Origin of the sequence: Reyranella sp. (assembly GCF_052439685.1) — a bacterium.
In the GTDB taxonomy this organism is placed as follows: domain Bacteria; phylum Pseudomonadota; class Alphaproteobacteria; order Reyranellales; family Reyranellaceae; genus Reyranella.
Genome location: NZ_JBQVQG010000019.1, coordinates 23621 through 39362, shown reverse-complemented (window position 1 = coordinate 39362; position 15742 = coordinate 23621). Strand labels below are relative to the sequence as shown.

At 66.7% G+C, this 15742-nt stretch carries 17 protein-coding genes; 4 read left to right on the top strand and 13 right to left on the bottom strand.

The window, feature by feature from the left end; all coding sequences use genetic code 11:
• Window position 1: 1 nt before the first annotated feature.
• Window positions 2-892 carry an acetyl-CoA carboxylase, carboxyltransferase subunit beta gene (gene accD / locus ACT6UX_RS21295; protein WP_444777157.1) on the bottom strand — a complete coding sequence of 297 codons (891 nt, stop codon included), beginning with the start codon at window positions 890-892 and terminating at the stop codon, window positions 2-4.
• Window positions 893-929: 37 nt separating this feature from the next.
• Window positions 930-2174 carry a D-alanyl-D-alanine carboxypeptidase family protein gene (locus ACT6UX_RS21290; RefSeq protein ID WP_444777156.1) on the bottom strand — a complete coding sequence of 415 codons (1245 nt, stop codon included), beginning with the start codon at window positions 2172-2174 and terminating at the stop codon, window positions 930-932.
• 41 nt (window positions 2175-2215) lie between these two features.
• Between ACT6UX_RS21290 and ACT6UX_RS21285 the strand changes: the two genes are divergently transcribed.
• Window positions 2216-2866, top strand: a complete 651-nt coding sequence (locus ACT6UX_RS21285) for an MBL fold metallo-hydrolase (protein ID WP_444777155.1) — start codon at window positions 2216-2218, stop codon at window positions 2864-2866.
• A gap of 192 nt (window positions 2867-3058) precedes the next feature.
• Here the strand turns inward: ACT6UX_RS21285 and trpA are convergent, their stop codons facing one another.
• The 7 genes from trpA to ACT6UX_RS21250 form a co-directional block, all read right to left on the bottom strand.
• The gene (gene trpA, locus ACT6UX_RS21280; protein ID WP_444777225.1) at window positions 3059-3895 is read right to left on the bottom strand and encodes a tryptophan synthase subunit alpha; all 837 of its coding nucleotides are present in this window, start codon (window positions 3893-3895) and stop codon (window positions 3059-3061) included.
• Window positions 3895-5109, bottom strand: coding sequence for a tryptophan synthase subunit beta (gene trpB, locus ACT6UX_RS21275; RefSeq protein WP_444777154.1), 1215 nt, complete (start codon window positions 5107-5109; stop codon window positions 3895-3897). The genes trpA and trpB overlap by 1 nt, the downstream gene beginning before the upstream one ends.
• Before the next feature lie 58 nt (window positions 5110-5167).
• Window positions 5168-5749: a RidA family protein gene (locus tag ACT6UX_RS21270; RefSeq protein WP_444777153.1), complete on the bottom strand. Its 582-nt coding sequence runs from the start codon at window positions 5747-5749 to the stop codon at window positions 5168-5170.
• A gap of 11 nt (window positions 5750-5760) precedes the next feature.
• Window positions 5761-6399: a phosphoribosylanthranilate isomerase gene (locus ACT6UX_RS21265; RefSeq protein WP_444777152.1), complete on the bottom strand. Its 639-nt coding sequence runs from the start codon at window positions 6397-6399 to the stop codon at window positions 5761-5763.
• Complete coding sequence (pyrF, locus tag ACT6UX_RS21260; protein WP_444777151.1) at window positions 6396-7148, bottom strand: orotidine-5'-phosphate decarboxylase; 753 nt, start codon at window positions 7146-7148, stop codon at window positions 6396-6398. The genes ACT6UX_RS21265 and pyrF overlap by 4 nt, the downstream gene beginning before the upstream one ends.
• A gap of 38 nt (window positions 7149-7186) precedes the next feature.
• On the bottom strand, window positions 7187-8671 hold the full coding sequence (glpK, locus tag ACT6UX_RS21255; RefSeq protein WP_444777150.1) for a glycerol kinase GlpK: 1485 nt from the start codon (window positions 8669-8671) through the stop codon (window positions 7187-7189).
• Between the two features lie 77 nt (window positions 8672-8748).
• Window positions 8749-9768 (bottom strand): polyprenyl synthetase family protein, encoded by a 1020-nt coding sequence (locus ACT6UX_RS21250; RefSeq protein WP_444777149.1) that lies wholly within the window; start codon window positions 9766-9768, stop codon window positions 8749-8751.
• 64 nt (window positions 9769-9832) lie between these two features.
• Between ACT6UX_RS21250 and ACT6UX_RS21245 the strand changes: the two genes are divergently transcribed.
• From ACT6UX_RS21245 to ACT6UX_RS21235, 3 genes are read left to right on the top strand one after another with little or no spacing between them, the layout of a single operon-like run.
• Window positions 9833-10558: a tRNA1(Val) (adenine(37)-N6)-methyltransferase gene (locus ACT6UX_RS21245; protein ID WP_444777148.1), complete on the top strand. Its 726-nt coding sequence runs from the start codon at window positions 9833-9835 to the stop codon at window positions 10556-10558.
• Window positions 10559-10583: 25 nt separating this feature from the next.
• Window positions 10584-11423, top strand: coding sequence for a S49 family peptidase (locus ACT6UX_RS21240; protein WP_444777147.1), 840 nt, complete (start codon window positions 10584-10586; stop codon window positions 11421-11423).
• A gap of 12 nt (window positions 11424-11435) precedes the next feature.
• A complete protein-coding gene (locus ACT6UX_RS21235; RefSeq protein WP_444777146.1) occupies window positions 11436-11903 on the top strand; it encodes a YybH family protein in 468 nt (155 codons plus the stop codon).
• Between the two features lie 3 nt (window positions 11904-11906).
• On the opposite strand, the gene ACT6UX_RS21230 is transcribed toward ACT6UX_RS21235, so the two are convergent.
• The 4 genes from ACT6UX_RS21230 to ACT6UX_RS21215 are packed head-to-tail and all read right to left on the bottom strand — an operon-like array spanning window position 11907 to window position 15634.
• The gene (locus tag ACT6UX_RS21230) at window positions 11907-12842 is read right to left on the bottom strand and encodes an N-carbamoyl-D-amino-acid hydrolase (RefSeq protein ID WP_444777145.1); all 936 of its coding nucleotides are present in this window, start codon (window positions 12840-12842) and stop codon (window positions 11907-11909) included.
• Between the two features lie 28 nt (window positions 12843-12870).
• Window positions 12871-13704 (bottom strand): NAD-dependent epimerase/dehydratase family protein, encoded by an 834-nt coding sequence (locus tag ACT6UX_RS21225; RefSeq protein WP_444777144.1) that lies wholly within the window; start codon window positions 13702-13704, stop codon window positions 12871-12873.
• Window positions 13691-14410, bottom strand: coding sequence for a FadR/GntR family transcriptional regulator (locus ACT6UX_RS21220; RefSeq protein WP_444777143.1), 720 nt, complete (start codon window positions 14408-14410; stop codon window positions 13691-13693). The genes ACT6UX_RS21225 and ACT6UX_RS21220 overlap by 14 nt, the downstream gene beginning before the upstream one ends.
• A 3-nt stretch (window positions 14411-14413) precedes the next feature.
• Window positions 14414-15634 carry a Zn-dependent hydrolase gene (locus ACT6UX_RS21215; RefSeq protein WP_444777142.1) on the bottom strand — a complete coding sequence of 407 codons (1221 nt, stop codon included), beginning with the start codon at window positions 15632-15634 and terminating at the stop codon, window positions 14414-14416.
• Between the last annotated feature and the right edge of the window lie 108 nt (window positions 15635-15742).

Sequence of the window (15742 nt, the reverse complement as noted above, 5' to 3'; positions counted from 1 at the left end):
GTCAGCGACCGGTCTCCGCGAGGGCGCGGCTCTCGACGACCAGGGGATCCATGAAGAGAGAGACCATGCGAATCAGCGTCTCGCGCAACTTGTGACGATGGACGACGGCATCGACCATGCCGTGCTCCAGCAGATACTCCGAACGCTGGAACCCTTCGGGCAGCTCCTGGCGGATCGTGTCCTGGATCACGCGCGGGCCGGCGAAGCCGATGATCGCGTCGGGCTCGGCGATGTGGACGTCACCCAGCATGGCGAACGAGGCCGAGACGCCGCCGGTCGTCGGATCGGTCAGCACCACGATATAGGGCAGGCCCGCCTGCTTGACCTTGCGCACCGCGATCGTCGTGCGCGTGAGCTGCATCAGCGAGAGGATACCCTCCTGCATGCGCGCACCGCCGGAGGCCGAGAAGACGATCAGCGGCGCCCCGCGCGCGACGGCGAGGTCGGCGGCCATCACCAGCCCCTCTCCCACCGCGGTGCCCATCGAGCCGCCCATGAAGCCGAAGTCGAGCAGCGCCACCACGGAGAGGCGATTGCCCATCAGGCCGCTCGCCACGACCAGCGCGTCGGTCGTGCCCTCGGCCTTGGCCAGGGCCTCCTTCAGGCGCGCGTCATAGCGCTTGGTGTCGCGAAACTTGAGCGGATCGGCGTTCACCCGCGGCAACGGATGCAGCTCGTACTTGCCCTCGTCGAACAGGAACGGCAGCCGCTTCATCGGACGCAGCCGCATGTGATGACCACAATGGCTGCAGACTTCCTGGTTGGCCTCCCAGTCGCGCGTGAACAGCATCTGTTCGCACTTCGGGCACTTCACCCAGAGATTGTCCGGCACTTCCTTGCGGGCGACCAGCGCACGCAGTTTGGGGCGGACGAAATTGGTCAGCCAGTTCATGGGCGCGGTATCGCACGAATGAGGGGACGGGCCAAGGTCAGCGCCAGAACCCGCTATAGGGTGCCGAGAAGTCCGAAGGTTTCTTCACGACGCAGAAGGATTTCCGAGCCTGGTAGTCGGCGCACAGCCTCTGCGCCGCTTCGGGCTGCAGATCGGCGATGATGGCCGCCTGCTTCGTCACCTTGTTGGAGGTGACGGGCAGGATGTACTCCTTGCCGGGGTGCGAGACGCCCATCGCCATCAGCTTGGCCTGTCCGGCATCGAACGCATTCTTCGCTGTCCGCCAATCGCCGAAGGTGCCCAGCCAGACTGCGTCCCCCGGCATGTCGTAGCGGATTCCGCCGCACTCGCCGTAGGGCAGCACCGTCACGGGCCCGCCCTCACCATTGCGCAGCTGCCAGACCTTCTGCCGGTTGCCGCCTGTCTTGAGCGCATAGGCCTCGTCGAACAGGCGGACGAGAAACTCGTCGCGCAGATCGGCGCGGCGGAAGCCGAAGGCGACGGCGACCAGCCGCCTGCCGTCGCGCACCGCGCTGCCCACGATGTTGAAGCCCGAGGCGCAGATGAAGCCGGTCTTGAAGCCGTCGGCGTAGGGCGAATAGAGATCGAGGAACTTGATGCCCGGCCCGATCCGCTGGCTGCCCAGCATGAACTCCTTGGTGCGGAAGTAGCCGTAGTATTGCGGGAAGTCCTTGAGCAGGGCCAAGGCGAGGATCGCCATGTCGCGTGCCGTGGTCGTCTGCGCAGGATCGGGCAGGCCGTTGGCGTTGCGGAAGGTCGTCGCGGTCATGCCCAGCCGCTGCGCCGTCTCGGTCATGCGCTGGCCGAAGGCCGGTTCCGACCCCGCGATGCGCTCGCCGAAGGCGGTGGCCACGTCATTGGCCGAGCGGGCGACCAGCGCCTGTATCCCCTGTTCGATCGTGATGCTTCGACCCTGCGCCAGGCCGAGATGGGAAGACGGCTTGGTGCGCGCATTCTCCGTGAAGGAAAGCGTGCCATTGAGCTGGAGGCGGCCGGCCTTCAGCTCCTCGAAGACGATGAAGAGCGTCATCATCTTGGTGAGCGAGGCGGGATACCACAGGGTGCCGGCACTGCGATCCAGCAGGGCTTCGCCGGTCGCCACGTCGACGACGACATAGGGCCCGGCGGGAACTGGCCCGGAAGGGGAAGCCACGGTGGCGATCTGGGCCCGCGCAGGGGTCAGCGACAGGGCGAACAGGCCCAGAATGCACAGCAGGAGACGCACGTTCATCGCCATCGATTCATGAGGGACCGGCAGCATACGCCCTTCCGCCGACCCGCGGGAGGCATTAGATCGGAGGCATGCTCAAGGTCATGATCGCCCCCGTCACTCCCTTCCAGCAGAACTGCTCCATCGTCTGGTGCGACGAGACCATGGAAGGTACCGCCGTCGATCCGGGCGGCGACTTCGACATGCTGCGCGAGGCAATCGACCGGCAGGGCATCAAGGTGACCAAGGTGCTGCTCACCCACGGGCATGTCGACCACGCCTCCGCCGCCGGCACCATGGCCGAGCACTATGGCGTGAAGATCGAGGGCCCACACGAGGACGACCTATTCCTGATCGAGGGCCTGCCCGAGTCCGGCGCCAAGTACAATTTCCCGGTCTACAAGCCGTTCGTGCCCGACCGCTGGCTGACGCACGGTGAGACGGTGAACCTCGGCAACGTGACCTTCGAGGTGGTGCACTGCCCCGGCCATACGCCGGGCCATGTCGTGTTCGTGAACAAGGCCGCCAAGGTCGCGTTCGTAGGCGACGTGCTGTTCCGCGGCTCGATCGGCCGCACGGATTTTCCGCGCGGCAACCACGAGCAGTTGCTCGATTCGATCCGCCACCGCCTGTGGCGGTTCGGCGACGACATCACCTTCGTCCCGGGCCATGGCCAGACCTCGACCTTCGGCTGGGAACGCAAGACCAATCCCTACGTCGCGGACCTGAACTTCGAGGATTAACGGGAGATAGATTAAGTCGAGTGGCGCTACGAACTTGGACTTTGGAAAACAATCCCGTCATCTCGACCGGAGCACCGAAGGTGCGGAGTGGAGAGATCTTCTCTCTACGTAATGCCGACAAATCGTCGAGGGAAGATCTCTCCGCTCCGCGCTGCGCGCTCCGGTCGAGATGACGGAATTGTTGTTGAACGATCAAGCCTTGCGAACGCCGCGCACGCCATCGGCCAGCGCCTTGATGTAGGCGAAGACGCCCGGCACCAGTTCGGGCTTGGCCTTGCCCTTGTCGTCGAGGCCGGCCTTCACGTGGTCGATGATGGCGGTGCCGACGACGGCGGCGTCGGCATGGCGCGCCACGGCCGCTGCCTGCTCGGGCGTGCGGATGCCGAAGCCCACACCCACCGGCAAATCGGTGTGGCGCTTGATGCGCGCGACATGGGTGCGCACCGCGTCCTCTGTCGCCGTTTTGGTGCCGGTGATGCCCAGCACCGAAACGAAATAGACGAAGCCCGAGGCATATTTCAGCACCGCCGGCAGGCGCTCGTCGTCGGTGGTCGGCGCCGTCAGCAGCACGGTGTCGAGACCGCTCGCCGCGGCGAAGGGCTTGAGTTCGTCGGCCTCCTCGGGCGGCAGGTCGACCAGGATGAAACCGTCGACGCCGGCCGCAGCGGCATCCTTGCAGAAACGCTCCGGCCCGCGCTGATAGACGAGGTTGTAGTAGCCCATCAGCAGAATCGGCGTGTCGTTGTCGCCCGTCTCCTTGCGGAAGCGGCGGACCATGTCGAAGGTCTTGTCGACCGTCATGCCGGCCTTCAGCGCGCGCTGGCCGGCGAGCTGGATCGACGGACCATCGGCCATGGGATCGGTGAAAGGCATGCCGAGCTCGATCAGGTCGGCACCAGCCGCCGGCAGACCCTTGAGGATCTGGTAGCTGATGTCGGTGTCGGGATCGCCAGCCGTGATGTAGGTGACGAGTCCAGCCCGTTTGTCGGCCTTGAGCCGGGCGAAGCGCTTTTCGATACGACTCATGATCAGATCTTCATCCCGAGGCGTTCGGCCATCTGCGGGACGTCCTTGTCGCCGCGACCGGAAAGGTTCAGCACCAGCAGATTATCCCTGGGCAGCGTCGGCGCGAGCTGCATCACGTGCGCGAGGCCATGCGAGGATTCGAGCGCGGGAATGATGCCCTCGAGCTTGCACAGGAGCTGGAACGCCTCGACTGCCTCGTCGTCGGTCGCCGAGACATACTCGACGCGGCCCATCTCCTTGAGCCACGAATGTTCGGGCCCGATGCCCGGATAATCGAGACCGGCCGAGATCGAGTGCGCCTCGATGATCTGGCCGTCCTTGTCCTGCAGGAGATAGGTGCGGTTGCCGTGAAGGACGCCGGGGCGGCCGCCGGTCAGCGACGCGGCATGTTCCTCCGTGTCGAGACCACGCCCCGCCGCCTCGACGCCGACGATGCGCACGCCCGGATCGTCGAGGAAGGGATGGAACAGGCCCATGGCGTTCGAGCCGCCGCCGATGCAGGCGACCAACGTGTCGGGCAGACGGCCCTCCGCTTCCATGATCTGCTTGCGCACCTCGTCGCCGATCACGCACTGGAAGTCGCGCACCATCGCCGGATAAGGATGCGGGCCCGCCACCGTGCCGATGCAGTAGAAGGTGTTCTCGCAAGTCGCGACCCAGTCGCGCAGCGCATCGTTCATCGCGTCCTTGAGCGTCGAGGCGCCGGCGGTCACCGGCCGCACCTCGGCGCCCAGCATCTTCATGCGCGCCACGTTCGGCGCCTGGCGCTCGACGTCGACCGAGCCCATGAACACGACGCAGGGAATGTCGAACAGCGCGCAGGCGGTCGCCGTGGCCACGCCGTGCTGGCCCGCCCCCGTCTCGGCGATCACGCGGGTCTTGCCCATGCGCTTGGCCAGAAGCACCTGGCCCAGCACGTTGTTGATCTTGTGACTGCCGGTGTGGTTCAGCTCGTCGCGCTTCAGATAGATCTTGGCGCCGCCGAGCTTCTCCGTGAGACGCTTGGCGTAATAGAGCGGGCTCGGCCGCCCGGCATACTGGGACAGAAGATACTTCAGTTCACCCTGGAACTGCGGATCCGCCTTGGCCTCGTTGTAGGCCTTTTCCAGCTCGAGGATCAGCGGCATCAGCGTCTCGGCGACGTAGCGGCCGCCGAAAATGCCGAAATGCCCACGCTCGTCGGGGCCGGTGCGGAAACTGTTGGGTGCGCTGGGCATTGCTCTTCCTATCGGGACGGGCCGGCTTAGCAGTCCCGGGGTGGGTCGGTCAAAAGCCCTAGTTTTTCTTCTTCTTGGCCGCTTTCACCTTGGGGGCGGCCTTCGCTTTCGGGGCGGGCGCAGCCTTGCGCCTGGCAGCAGCCGGCTTGGCCACCACGGCCGGCGCCGGCGGTGGTGCGTCGTCCTCGAGTTCGACGATCACCTCGATCTCGACCGGGATGCCGCGTGGCAGCGAGCCCATGCCGACCGCCGAGCGGGCATGACGGCCCTTCTCGCCGAACACCTCGACGAAGAGATCGGAGCAACCGTTGATCACTTCCGGATGGCTGCCGTATTCCGACGTGGCATTGACCATGCCCAGCACCTTGACGATGCGCTTCACGCGATCGAGGTCGCCCAACTCGGCCTTGAGGGCGCCGAGAATGCTGAGACCGGTGTCGCGTGCGAGGCGATTGGCCTGCTCGAGCGAGAAATCACGTCCCACCTTGCCCACCGGCAGCGGCTTGCCGGGCAGGCCCGGTCCCTTGCCGGCCATGTAGAGCAGGTTGCCGGTACGCACGGCATTGACGTAGCTTCCCATCGGCGTGGTCGCCTCGGGAAGCTCGATGCCGAGCTCCTTCAGCCGCTCTTCGACTTTCATTCCTCTGCTCCTCAAAGCACTCGTACGGCGCCCAGAAAGGCGCGGATCAATTCAGTGGATTTCACCCCGCGCGTCGCTTCTACACCAGAAGAAACGTCGACGGCGCGCGCGCCGGTGACGCGGACCGCCTCGCCGACATTTCCCGGATTGAGACCGCCGGCGAGGAACCATGGCAGCGGCACGGTCCGGCCCGAGAGAAAGGTCCAGTCGAAGGCCTTGGCATTGCCACCCGGCAGCGTGCCGTCGGCGGCATCGAACATCAGCCGATCGACAACACCGGCATAGACCGCAATGCCGCGCTCGACGTCGGCGGGCACCGCGACCTTGATCGCCTTCATCACCGGTTTGCCGGTCCGTGCCTTGAGCGCGGCCAGCCGCTCCGGCGTCTCCGCCCCATGAAGCTGCAGCATGTCGATGGCGCCCGTCGCCAGACGCGCGTCGATCAGCGCATCGTCGGCATCGACGAACAGGCCGACCCGGATCACCCCCGGCGGCACGCGCGCGCCCAGCGCCTTCAGCAGATCGAGCGACTCGATGTGACGCGGCGAGCGCGGAAATGTGACGAAGCCCACGAACCCGGCGCCGGCCTCCACCGCCGCATCGACCGTCTCCGGCGTCGACAGCCCGCAGATCTTGGCTTCGACGGTCATAGGTCGTTGACGCCGGCCTCGCGCGCGATCGCCTCGGCGGCCGCGCGTGGATCGACCGCCTGATAGATCGGCCGCCCAACGACCAGGTTGGTGGCGCCGAGATCGACCGCCTGGCGCGGCGTCATCGCCCGCTTCTGATCATTGGCGGCGCTGCCGACCGGGCGGATGCCCGGCACCATCAGCACGAAATCAGGACCACATTGCTTGCGCAGGGCCGCGATCTCGTGGGGCGAGCAGATCACGCCGTCGAGGCCGCTCTCATGCGCCAGTGCCGCGAGCCGCAGCACCTGGTCCGACGGGTCGGCGTTGATACCGGTCGATTCGAGATCGCCCCGGTCGAGCGAGGTGAGCACAGTGACGCCGAGCAGCTTCGGCCGCGCGACGTTCTGCTTCGCCGCCTGCGAAGCCGCCTCCTCGACCGCGGCCTTCATCATCTCGCGGCCACCGCTCGCATGGATCGTGACAAAGGTGGGCGCGAGATCGACCACCGCGCGGATGCCACCCGCCACCGTGTTGGGAATGTCGTGCAGCTTGAGATCGAGGAAGAAACCCACGCCAGTCGCCCGCACCGGAGTCGGAAAGGCGTAGCGCACACCCGGTGCGCCATGGGCCAGGAAGAACTCAAGTCCGAGCTTGATGCCGCCGACCGCCGGCGTCGGCCCTCCGGCAACGCTCTGGATGAGCTTCGTGGCGTGGGCGAGATCGATCGTGTCGATGCTGCAGTAGACGGGATTTGCGCGGGCTTTCATGGCGGGCGCAACCTAATGGCCGTGCCCCCTAGCAGCAATCAGGAACTGCGGACCCGGCGGACCGCGTCCTTCCAGCCAGCATAGCGGCGGTCGCGCGAGGCGCTGTCCTCGGCCGGCCTGAAAGCCCGGTCGAGCACCCATGTCTTCGACAGGGCCTCCAGAGACGGCCACAGACCCGCCTTCAGGCCGGCCAAGAAGGCGGCGCCCAGCGCGGTCGTCTCCGTCACCTCGGGTCGCTCGACCGGCGTGCCCGTCGTGTCGGCCAGCCGCTGCATCAGCGGATCGTTCACCACCATGCCGCCGTCAACGCGGACTTCGTCGATCTGGGCACCATCGCCCCGCATCGCCTCGAGCAGGTCGCGCGTCTGGTAACAGACCGAATCGAGGGTCGCGGCAGCGATCTCGCCGGGGCCGGAATCGCGCGTCAGGCCGAGAATGGCCGCGCGCGCCTCCGGATCCCAATGCGGCGCGCCCAGGCCCACGAACGCGGGCACCATATAGACGCCGTGCCCGTCTTTGGCGCTCGCTGCGACCTTCTCCACGTCGGAGGATTTCTCGATCAGCTTCAGCCCGTCGCGCAGCCATTGCACGGCAGCGCCGGCGATGAAGATGCTGCCCTCCAGCGCATAGGTGCGCCGTCCGTCGATCTGATAGGCAATCGTCGTGAGCAGGCGATGGCGCGAATGCATGGCGATGCTGCCGGTGTTGAGCAGCGCGAAGCAGCCGGTGCCATAGGTCGCCTTCACCATGCCGGGCTTGATGCAGGCCTGGCCCACGGTGGCCGCCTGCTGGTCGCCGGCCATGCCGAGGATCGGGACCGGGGCGCCGAGAATATCCTCGGTTGCCACACCCAGTTCGCCGGAACAGTCGACGACCCTGGGCAGCAGCGAGGCCGGCACGCCCAGGATCTTCATCAGCTCGGAATCCCAGGTGCCCTTGCGGATGTCGAGCAGCAGCGAGCGGCTCGCATTGGTGGCATCGCTCGCATGGATCTTGCCGCCGGTCAGACGCCACAGCAGGAAACATTCGATCGTGCCGGCCGCGAGAGCCCCCTTGTCCGCGGCGGCGCGGGCACCGCCGACATGGTCGAGGATCCACGCGATCTTGGTGCCCGAGAAATAGGGATCGAGCAGCAGGCCGGTGCGATCGGTGAAGAGCTTCTCGTGCCCTTCCTTCTTCAGCGCGGCGCAGCGGTCGGCGGTGCGCCGGTCCTGCCAGACGATGGCGTTGTGGATCGGCTTGCCGGTCGCACGGTCCCAGACGACGGTGGTCTCGCGCTGGTTGGTGATGCCGATGCCGGCGAGGTCCCTGGCGCAGAGCTTCGCCTTGGCGAGCGCGCCGCGGCAGACCTCGACGGTCGCCGACCAGATTTCTTCCGGATCGTGCTCGACCCAGCCCGGCTTGGGGAAGATCTGCGGCAGTTCCTTCTGTGCCGAAGCGACCGGGCGGCCACTCGAATCGAAGACGATGGCGCGGGTACTGGTCGTGCCCTGGTCGATGGCGAGGATATGGCGGACAGGCATGCCAGATTACAGCACACCAGCCTCTGGCCAGCATCTGCGTCTTTTCTGCTCCGCGCCTTCTCTTGGCTGCAGGCGCGTCAGTGGGCGCGGTCGATGGCGAAGTCTACCGCTTCGAGCAGCGCCGACTTGAGCGGCGTGCTGGGAAACAGGCCGAGCGCGTCGCGTGCCATGGCGCCGTAATGGCGCGCCCGCTCCAGCGTGTCCGACAGGGCGCCGTGCCGCTCGATCAGGCCGTGCGCCTGTTCGAGATCGCCGGGACGCTGGTCGAGTTTTTCGATCGTGCGCTTCCAGAATTCACGGTCGGCGGCGCCACCGCGCAGGAAGGCCAGGATCACCGGCAGGGTGATCTTGCCCTCGCGGAAGTCGTCGCCGACCGACTTGCCGAGCTTGGCCTCGCGACCGGAATAGTCGAGGGCGTCGTCGACCAGCTGGAAGGCGATGCCGAGGTTCATGCCGAAGCTCTGCAGCGCCACGCGCTCCGGGCCGTTGCGGCCGGCGACCATGGCGCCGACTTCTGCCGCCGCGGCGAACAGCTTGGCCGTCTTGGCCTTGATGATCTCGAGATAGGTCGCCTCCGGCGTGCTGATGTCACGCTGGCTGACCAGCTGCAGCACCTCGCCTTCGGCGATCGTCGAGGAGGCATTCGACAACACACCGAGAATATCGAGCGAGCCGACCTCCACCATCAGCTCGAACGCGCGCGTAAACAGGAAGTCGCCGACCAGCACAGAGGCCTTGTCGCCCCACACGGTGTTGGCGGTCGGCTTGCCGCGGCGCAGCGCGCTCACGTCGACGACGTCGTCGTGCAGCAGCGTGGCGGAATGGATGAACTCGACGCAGGTCGCGAGCTTGATGTGACGATCGCTGCCCTCGCTGTAGCCGCACAGCCGCGCCGCCGCCACCGTGAGTAGCGGACGCATGCGCTTGCCGCCGGCGCCGACCAGATGGTTGGCGAGTTCGGGAATCAGCGCGACCGGCGAGCGCATGCGCACGACGATCTCGCGATCGACCCGCCCCATGTCGTCGGTGCAGAGGGCGAGAAGCGGTTCGAGGCTGGGCGACTTGCGCTTGCCTTCAAGAGAGACGACGGTTGCCATGACGGGAGGCCAACTCTCCGGTGAAGCCTGTTGCTGCGAGATGAATTCGTTCGAGATGACTAGCATGGATTCCGCGCCGACCGAAAACACCGTAATGGGCGGCCGCGTGAAGCTCTTGCAGCCTAGACGCGGATATCGAATTGCGGTCGACGCGGTGTTGCTGGCCGCCGCCGTCGACGCAAAGGCCGGCGAGAGCGTGCTCGATCTTGGTGCGGGTGTCGGCGCCGTCGGCCTTTGCATTGCCGCGCGCGTGCCAGATTGCGACATCACCGGCATTGAACTGCAACCAGCGCTGGCGGCGCTGGCGGAGGAAAATGCCGTGCTGAACGACGCGGCGGACCATGTCCGCACGCTGGTTCACGACCTGGCGCAGCCGCTCCCGCCCGGTCTCGGCCCGTTCGACCATCTCGCAACCAATCCGCCCTATCTTCCGGCGGCCGTCGCTGACCCCTCACCCGACCGCAGCAAGGCGCTGGCGACCGTCGAATCGAGCGCAAATCTCGCGCGATGGCTGACCGTGGCGACGAGCGCGCTGAAACCTGCAGGGACACTGCTCGTGATCCATCGCAGCGATCGTCTCGAGGAGATCGTCGGCATCTTGGACCGCCTCGGCTGGGGCGACGTCACGGTGAAGCGACTGCCGCCGGCCGCGCGCGTACTGGTCCGCGCCCGGGCCGCAGGCGAGCTGCGCCGCCAGGACGCGGAGCCGCTGGTGCTGCATCGACCCGGCGGGGGTTATACCGACGAGGCCGAGGCCATCCTGCGCCACGGCCAGCCGCTTGCCTTCTAAGGGCACGCCCGCGACAGTGCCCGGCATGCTGAATTGGATCAGGGATCGTTTTCACCGCGGGCCGGTCGTGCCCGTCGTTCGCCTCTCCGGCGTCATCGCCTCCGGCGGCCTGCTGGGCGGCCGCAGCCTGTCGATGGAGGCCGTCGCGCCCTTGTTGAAGCGGGCCTTCGAGACGCGCGGGGCCAAGGCCGTCGCGCTGTCGCTCAACTCGCCGGGCGGCTCTCCCGTGCAATCCGCGCTGATCGCCCAGCGCATCCGCCTGCATGCCACCGAGAAGGGCCTGCCCGTCGTCGCCTTCGTCGAGGACGTGGCCGCCTCGGGCGGTTACTGGCTGGCCTGCGCCGCCGACGAGATCATCGCCGATCCGAGTTCGATCGTGGGATCGATCGGCGTCATCAGCTCGGGCTTCGGCTTCCAGGACCTGATCGCGCGCATCGGCGTGGAACGCCGCGTCCATACGTCGGGCGAGAACAAGTCGATGCTCGATCCCTTCCGCCCCGAGCAACCCGAAGACGTCGAGCGCCTGAAGCGGCTGCAGGCGGAGATCCATGACGGTTTCAAGGACTGGATCCGCCAGCGGCGCGGCAGGCTCCTGAAGGGCGACGAGTCCATGCTGTTCAGCGGCGAATTCTGGACGGCGCGGCGCGGCATCGACTTCGGCCTGGTCGACGGGTTCGGCGAACTGCGCGCCACCCTGCAGGCCCGCTATGGCGACAAGGTCCGCCTGCCCGTCATCGGCCCGCGTCGACGTCTGTTGTCGCGTTTCGGTCTGCAGACCGGGATCGGCGGCGGGATCGACAATATCGGACCGGCCACCCTGGCCGCGCTTGAGGAACGCGCCCTCTGGCAGCGTTTCGGACTCTAGGAGAGGCTTGCAATGAACCTTCGGACTCCCGTCAGCCCCGATGACCTCGCCGCTGTGCGCCAATGGTTCGACACACTGTCGAAGCATTGCCGCGCCGTCGATTACGAAGGCGCGCGGCCGATCTTCGCCGACGACATGATCGCCTTCGGCACCTTCACCGACTTCATGATCGGCCGCGAGCTGGCCGAGGAGAAGCAGTGGCGCAACGTCTGGGGGACGATCCGCGAGTTCCGCTACGACCTCGACAAGATCGAGGCCATCGTCTCGGCCGACCGGCTGACCGCCGTCGGCATGGGCGTGTGGCAGTCGCACGGCTTCCATCCCAACGGCGACCGGTTCGACCGGCCGGGCCGGACGACGGTCGTGCTGGGACGCAAGGCGGTGGGCGACCCGTTCGTGGCCACCCACACGCACATGTCCCTGTTCCGCGGCACGCCCGAGCGCTCTTACGGAAACTTCGCCAAAAGCGAGGTCGTCTGAGCTTCAGGCCGGGTCGATCGCGCCCTTGCGCTCGACGATCATGCGGTACTGATCCGGCTGGCGATGGACGGCGAAATTGAAAGTCGTCGTCTTGTAGCTTCGGCCAGCATCGAGATCGCAGCGATGGACGATCAGCTCGTCGCCATCGCCGCCGGCGCGCGCCACGACCTTGCCCGAGGGGGCCACGATCATGCTGTCGGCCAGCGACGGCACGCACTCCTCGGTGCCGCCCTTGGCGACGCCGACCACCCAGGTGCCGTTCTGGTAGGCGCCCGCCTGCATCGAAAGCTGGTTGTGGAACCAGGAATGCTCGTCATGGTCGGGCGACGGCGCGTTGTGCAGCGGCGTGTTGTAGCCCAGCAGCACCATCTCGACATTCTGCAGGCCCATCACCCGATAGGTTTCGGGCCAGCGGCGGTCGTTGCAGATGCACATGCCCATGTTGCCGCCGAACGCCTTCACGACCGGGAAGCCGAGATTGCCGACCTCGAAGTAGCGCTTTTCGAGGTGCTGGAACGGCCGCTCGGGCTCGTGCTCGGCGTGCCCCGGCAGATGGACCTTGCGATACTTACCCACGATGCTGCCGTCGCGCTCGACCAGGATGGAGGTGTTGAAGCGCCTGACGCGCCCCTCCTCGTTGGCGAGTTCCGCATAGCCGAGACAGAAGCCCATCGAGAGGCGCTTGGCCTCGGTGAACAGTGCCGCCGTCTCGTTGGACGGCATCTCCTGCTCGAAGAAGGAATCGACCTCGGCCTGATCCTGCATCCACCAGCGCGGAAAGAACGTCGTAAGCGTGAGTTCGGGAAACACCACGAGCTCGCAGCCCATGCGCTTCGCCTCGCGCAGATGGGCAATCAGCCGCTCCACCACGTCGCGGCGGGTATGGCTGCGCTGGATGGGACCCATCTGCGCCGCGCCGACAGTCAGAAAACGCGTCATCTTCACCTCTTGCCGCCGAGTATAGCGCCTAAGGCCCGGCGCGCTTCACGTCGTTGGTGAACTCTGCCGAGCAAAAACTGCCGCCCTGGAAGAGATCCCCGACCAGATCTGGTCCGATCTTTGCCTGTTCGGCCTCGGCATGGGCGCGATGATCCTCGGCCTTGTCTTCGGGACGATAACCGAGCTGATGGGCCCGTGAATTGTCCCACCAGCCCGCCGCATTATCCGAAGCCCCGTAGAAGATTTCGTAGCGAAGATCGGGATGGTCGAGGCCGATCCGGAAGAGCTGCACCAGATCGCGCGGCGAGATCCAGATCGAGAGGCGCCGCACGTCGAGCGGCAGCGGCCCGACATTGCCGATGCGGAGGCAGGTCACGGCCATCCCGTGTTTGTCGGAATAGAGCGCGCCCAACGCTTCGCCGAACACCTTGCTGACGCCGTAGCGGCTGTCGGGTCGCACGGTGACATCGGTGCCGATGCGCTGCGTGCGCGGGTAGAAACCGATCGCGTGGTTGGACGAGGCGAAGATCACGCGCTTCACGCCCGCCTCGCGCGCCGCCTCGAAGACGTTGTAGCAGCCGACGATGTTGGCCTGCAGGATCTGGTCCCACGTGCCCTCGACCGAGTGACCCCCGAGATGGATCACGCTGTCGGCGCCCGACAACGCCGCGGCGACCTCGTCGGGCCGCGTGAGATCGGCCGGAACGAAGGTTTCGTAGGGCTGCAGATCCGCGGGCTCGACCCGGTCGCTCAGCACCAGTCCGGGATGGAATTTGGCCAGCAAAGGTCGGGTCATAGTGCCGATGCCGCCGGCGGCACCGGTGAGGACGATGCGACGTGTCGCGTTCCTAGGGTCGGCCATTCCTGTTTCCTCCTGCCAGAGTTCGATAGCGGTCGAGCGAGCGCGTGAGATGGTCGCGCATGGCGCGCCGTGCCTCGGCCGGGTCCTTGTCGGCGATGGCCGTCACGATGCGCGTGTGCTCGGCCTGGATGCGCTCGAGATAGAGCCGACGTTCGGCCGGCGTATCCATGTCCAGCCGTACGCTCTGGCGCGGGATCACGTGACTGCCGAGATAGGCCAGGAAGCCCGGGAACTGGTCGTTGCCGGTCGCCTCGGCGATGGCGCGATGAAAGGCGAAATCCTCGGCCACGGCGCCTTCGCCGCGCTTCAGGGCGGCATCGATTGCACGCCACGCCGCGCGGATCGACCCGAGTTTCTTTCGATCCGCGCGCTCGGCGGCAAGACCCGCGGCCTGCACCTCGACCGCCAGACGCAATTCCATGACGTTCAGGATGTCCGTCAGCGAAGTCGCACGCGGCGGCACGATGCGAAATGGTCCGGCCGACGGGTCGGCGACATAGGCGCCGGAGCCGCGACGCGTCACGATCAGCCCGTCGGCGCGCAAAGCGGCCACGGCCTCGCGCACCACCGTGCGGCTGACGCCGAGCTCCATCGTCAGCATCTGTTCGGTCGGCAGACGGGTGCCCGGCGCGAGGCGACCGCCGCGAATGTCGGCGCTGAGCCGCGCCATGACCTGCTCGGCGAGATTGTTCTCGGGCGGTTTCACCACCTACCCGGCCAGTTCCAGCATCAGGTTCAGCAGCACCTGTGCACCGGCCGCGAGATCGGCCGCTTCGGTATGCTCCTTCACGTTGTGGCTGAGGCCCGCCACCGACGGCACGAAGATCATCGCCGTCGGGCACAGGCGCTGCATCATCTGGGCGTCGTGGCCGGCGCCCGACGGCATGCGCCGCGTGGTGAGTGACATCGCCTTGGCATGATGTTCGACCTTATCCACCAGAGCGGAATCGAAGATCACCGGCTCGAAGCGCGCCAGCACCTTCGCCTCGACCTCGACCCGCTCGGCCTTCGCGACCTCCGCGATGTGGGCGGCGACGCGCGCCTCGGCTTCCTTGAGCTTCGCCTCGTCGGTGTTGCGCAGGTCGACCGAGAAAATCGCGCGGTTGGGCACGACATTGATGAGGTTGGGCCGCAGCGCCAGCGAGCCCACCGTGGCCACCTGGTTGCCGCCCATTTCCCAGGCGAGCTTGCGGGCGAACAGGTTGACCGAGGCCGCGAGATAGCCCGCGTCGCGGCGCAGGCGCATGGGCGTGGTGCCGGCATGGTTGGAGACGCCGGTCACCGTGTATTCGGTCCACGAGATGCCCTGCACGCTCTCGACGACGCCGATCCGGACCTTCTCCTCATCGAGGATCGGTCCCTGCTCGATATGCAGCTCGACGAAGGCATGCGGCTTCACCGCACCGGGCTTTGCAGGCCCGAGATAGCCGATGCGGCGCAGCTCGTCGCCGACCGAGGCACCGTCCTTGTCGGAAGCGGCATAGGCTTCGTTGAGGCCGAGGCCGCCGACATAGACCAGGCTGCCCATCATGTCGGGTTGGAAGCGCGCGCCCTCCTCGTTGGTGAAGATGGCGACCGCGATCGGGCGGCGCGTCGTCACGCCGGCCTCATTCAGCGCCCGTACGACCTCCAATCCGGCGAGCACGCCGAAATTGCCGTCGTAGCGTCCGCCGGTACGCACGGTGTCGATATGGCTGCCGGTCATGACCGGTGCGAGGTTCTCGGTGCCGGCGCGCACGCCGATCACGTTGCCGATCGCATCGACCGTCACGGCGAGTCCGAGCGCTTTCATCCAGCCTACGACCAGATCGCGGCCGGCTTTGTCCTCGTCGGTCAGCGCCAGCCGCGCACAGCCGCCGCCCTCGATGGCGCCGATGGAAGCCAGCTCGTCGAGCGCGCCGAGCAGGCGCCTTTCATTCAGTCGCAACATGAATTCTCCAGTCGAACCAAGAGCTTATTCGTTCGCGAGGGGCCGGGCAAAATATCACGCCGGCTTGATCCGGATTGCCTTGCAAGCGCCACGCCCCGAGGTCACTTA

What these genes read in the sequence shown, in the direction of transcription:
- ACT6UX_RS21215 (WP_444777142.1), bottom strand. Translation starts at nt 15,634, where the DNA reads ATGTTGCGACTGAATGAAAGGCGCCTGCTCGGCGCGCTCGACGAGCTG.
- ACT6UX_RS21270 (WP_444777153.1), bottom strand. Translation starts at nt 5,749, where the DNA reads ATGAAAGTCGAAGAGCGGCTGAAGGAGCTCGGCATCGAGCTTCCCGAG.
- ACT6UX_RS21285 (WP_444777155.1), top strand. Translation starts at nt 2,216, where the DNA reads ATGCTCAAGGTCATGATCGCCCCCGTCACTCCCTTCCAGCAGAACTGC.
- accD (WP_444777157.1), bottom strand. Translation starts at nt 892, where the DNA reads ATGAACTGGCTGACCAATTTCGTCCGCCCCAAACTGCGTGCGCTGGTC.
- trpB (WP_444777154.1), bottom strand. Translation starts at nt 5,109, where the DNA reads ATGCCCAGCGCACCCAACAGTTTCCGCACCGGCCCCGACGAGCGTGGG.
- ACT6UX_RS21265 (WP_444777152.1), bottom strand. Translation starts at nt 6,399, where the DNA reads ATGACCGTCGAAGCCAAGATCTGCGGGCTGTCGACGCCGGAGACGGTC.
- ACT6UX_RS21235 (WP_444777146.1), top strand. Translation starts at nt 11,436, where the DNA reads ATGAACCTTCGGACTCCCGTCAGCCCCGATGACCTCGCCGCTGTGCGC.
- ACT6UX_RS21240 (WP_444777147.1), top strand. Translation starts at nt 10,584, where the DNA reads ATGCTGAATTGGATCAGGGATCGTTTTCACCGCGGGCCGGTCGTGCCC.
- glpK (WP_444777150.1), bottom strand. Translation starts at nt 8,671, where the DNA reads ATGCCTGTCCGCCATATCCTCGCCATCGACCAGGGCACGACCAGTACC.
- ACT6UX_RS21250 (WP_444777149.1), bottom strand. Translation starts at nt 9,768, where the DNA reads ATGGCAACCGTCGTCTCTCTTGAAGGCAAGCGCAAGTCGCCCAGCCTC.
- ACT6UX_RS21225 (WP_444777144.1), bottom strand. Translation starts at nt 13,704, where the DNA reads ATGGCCGACCCTAGGAACGCGACACGTCGCATCGTCCTCACCGGTGCC.
- ACT6UX_RS21290 (WP_444777156.1), bottom strand. Translation starts at nt 2,174, where the DNA reads ATGCTGCCGGTCCCTCATGAATCGATGGCGATGAACGTGCGTCTCCTG.
- ACT6UX_RS21245 (WP_444777148.1), top strand. Translation starts at nt 9,833, where the DNA reads ATGGATTCCGCGCCGACCGAAAACACCGTAATGGGCGGCCGCGTGAAG.
- pyrF (WP_444777151.1), bottom strand. Translation starts at nt 7,148, where the DNA reads ATGAAAGCCCGCGCAAATCCCGTCTACTGCAGCATCGACACGATCGAT.
- ACT6UX_RS21230 (WP_444777145.1), bottom strand. Translation starts at nt 12,842, where the DNA reads ATGACGCGTTTTCTGACTGTCGGCGCGGCGCAGATGGGTCCCATCCAG.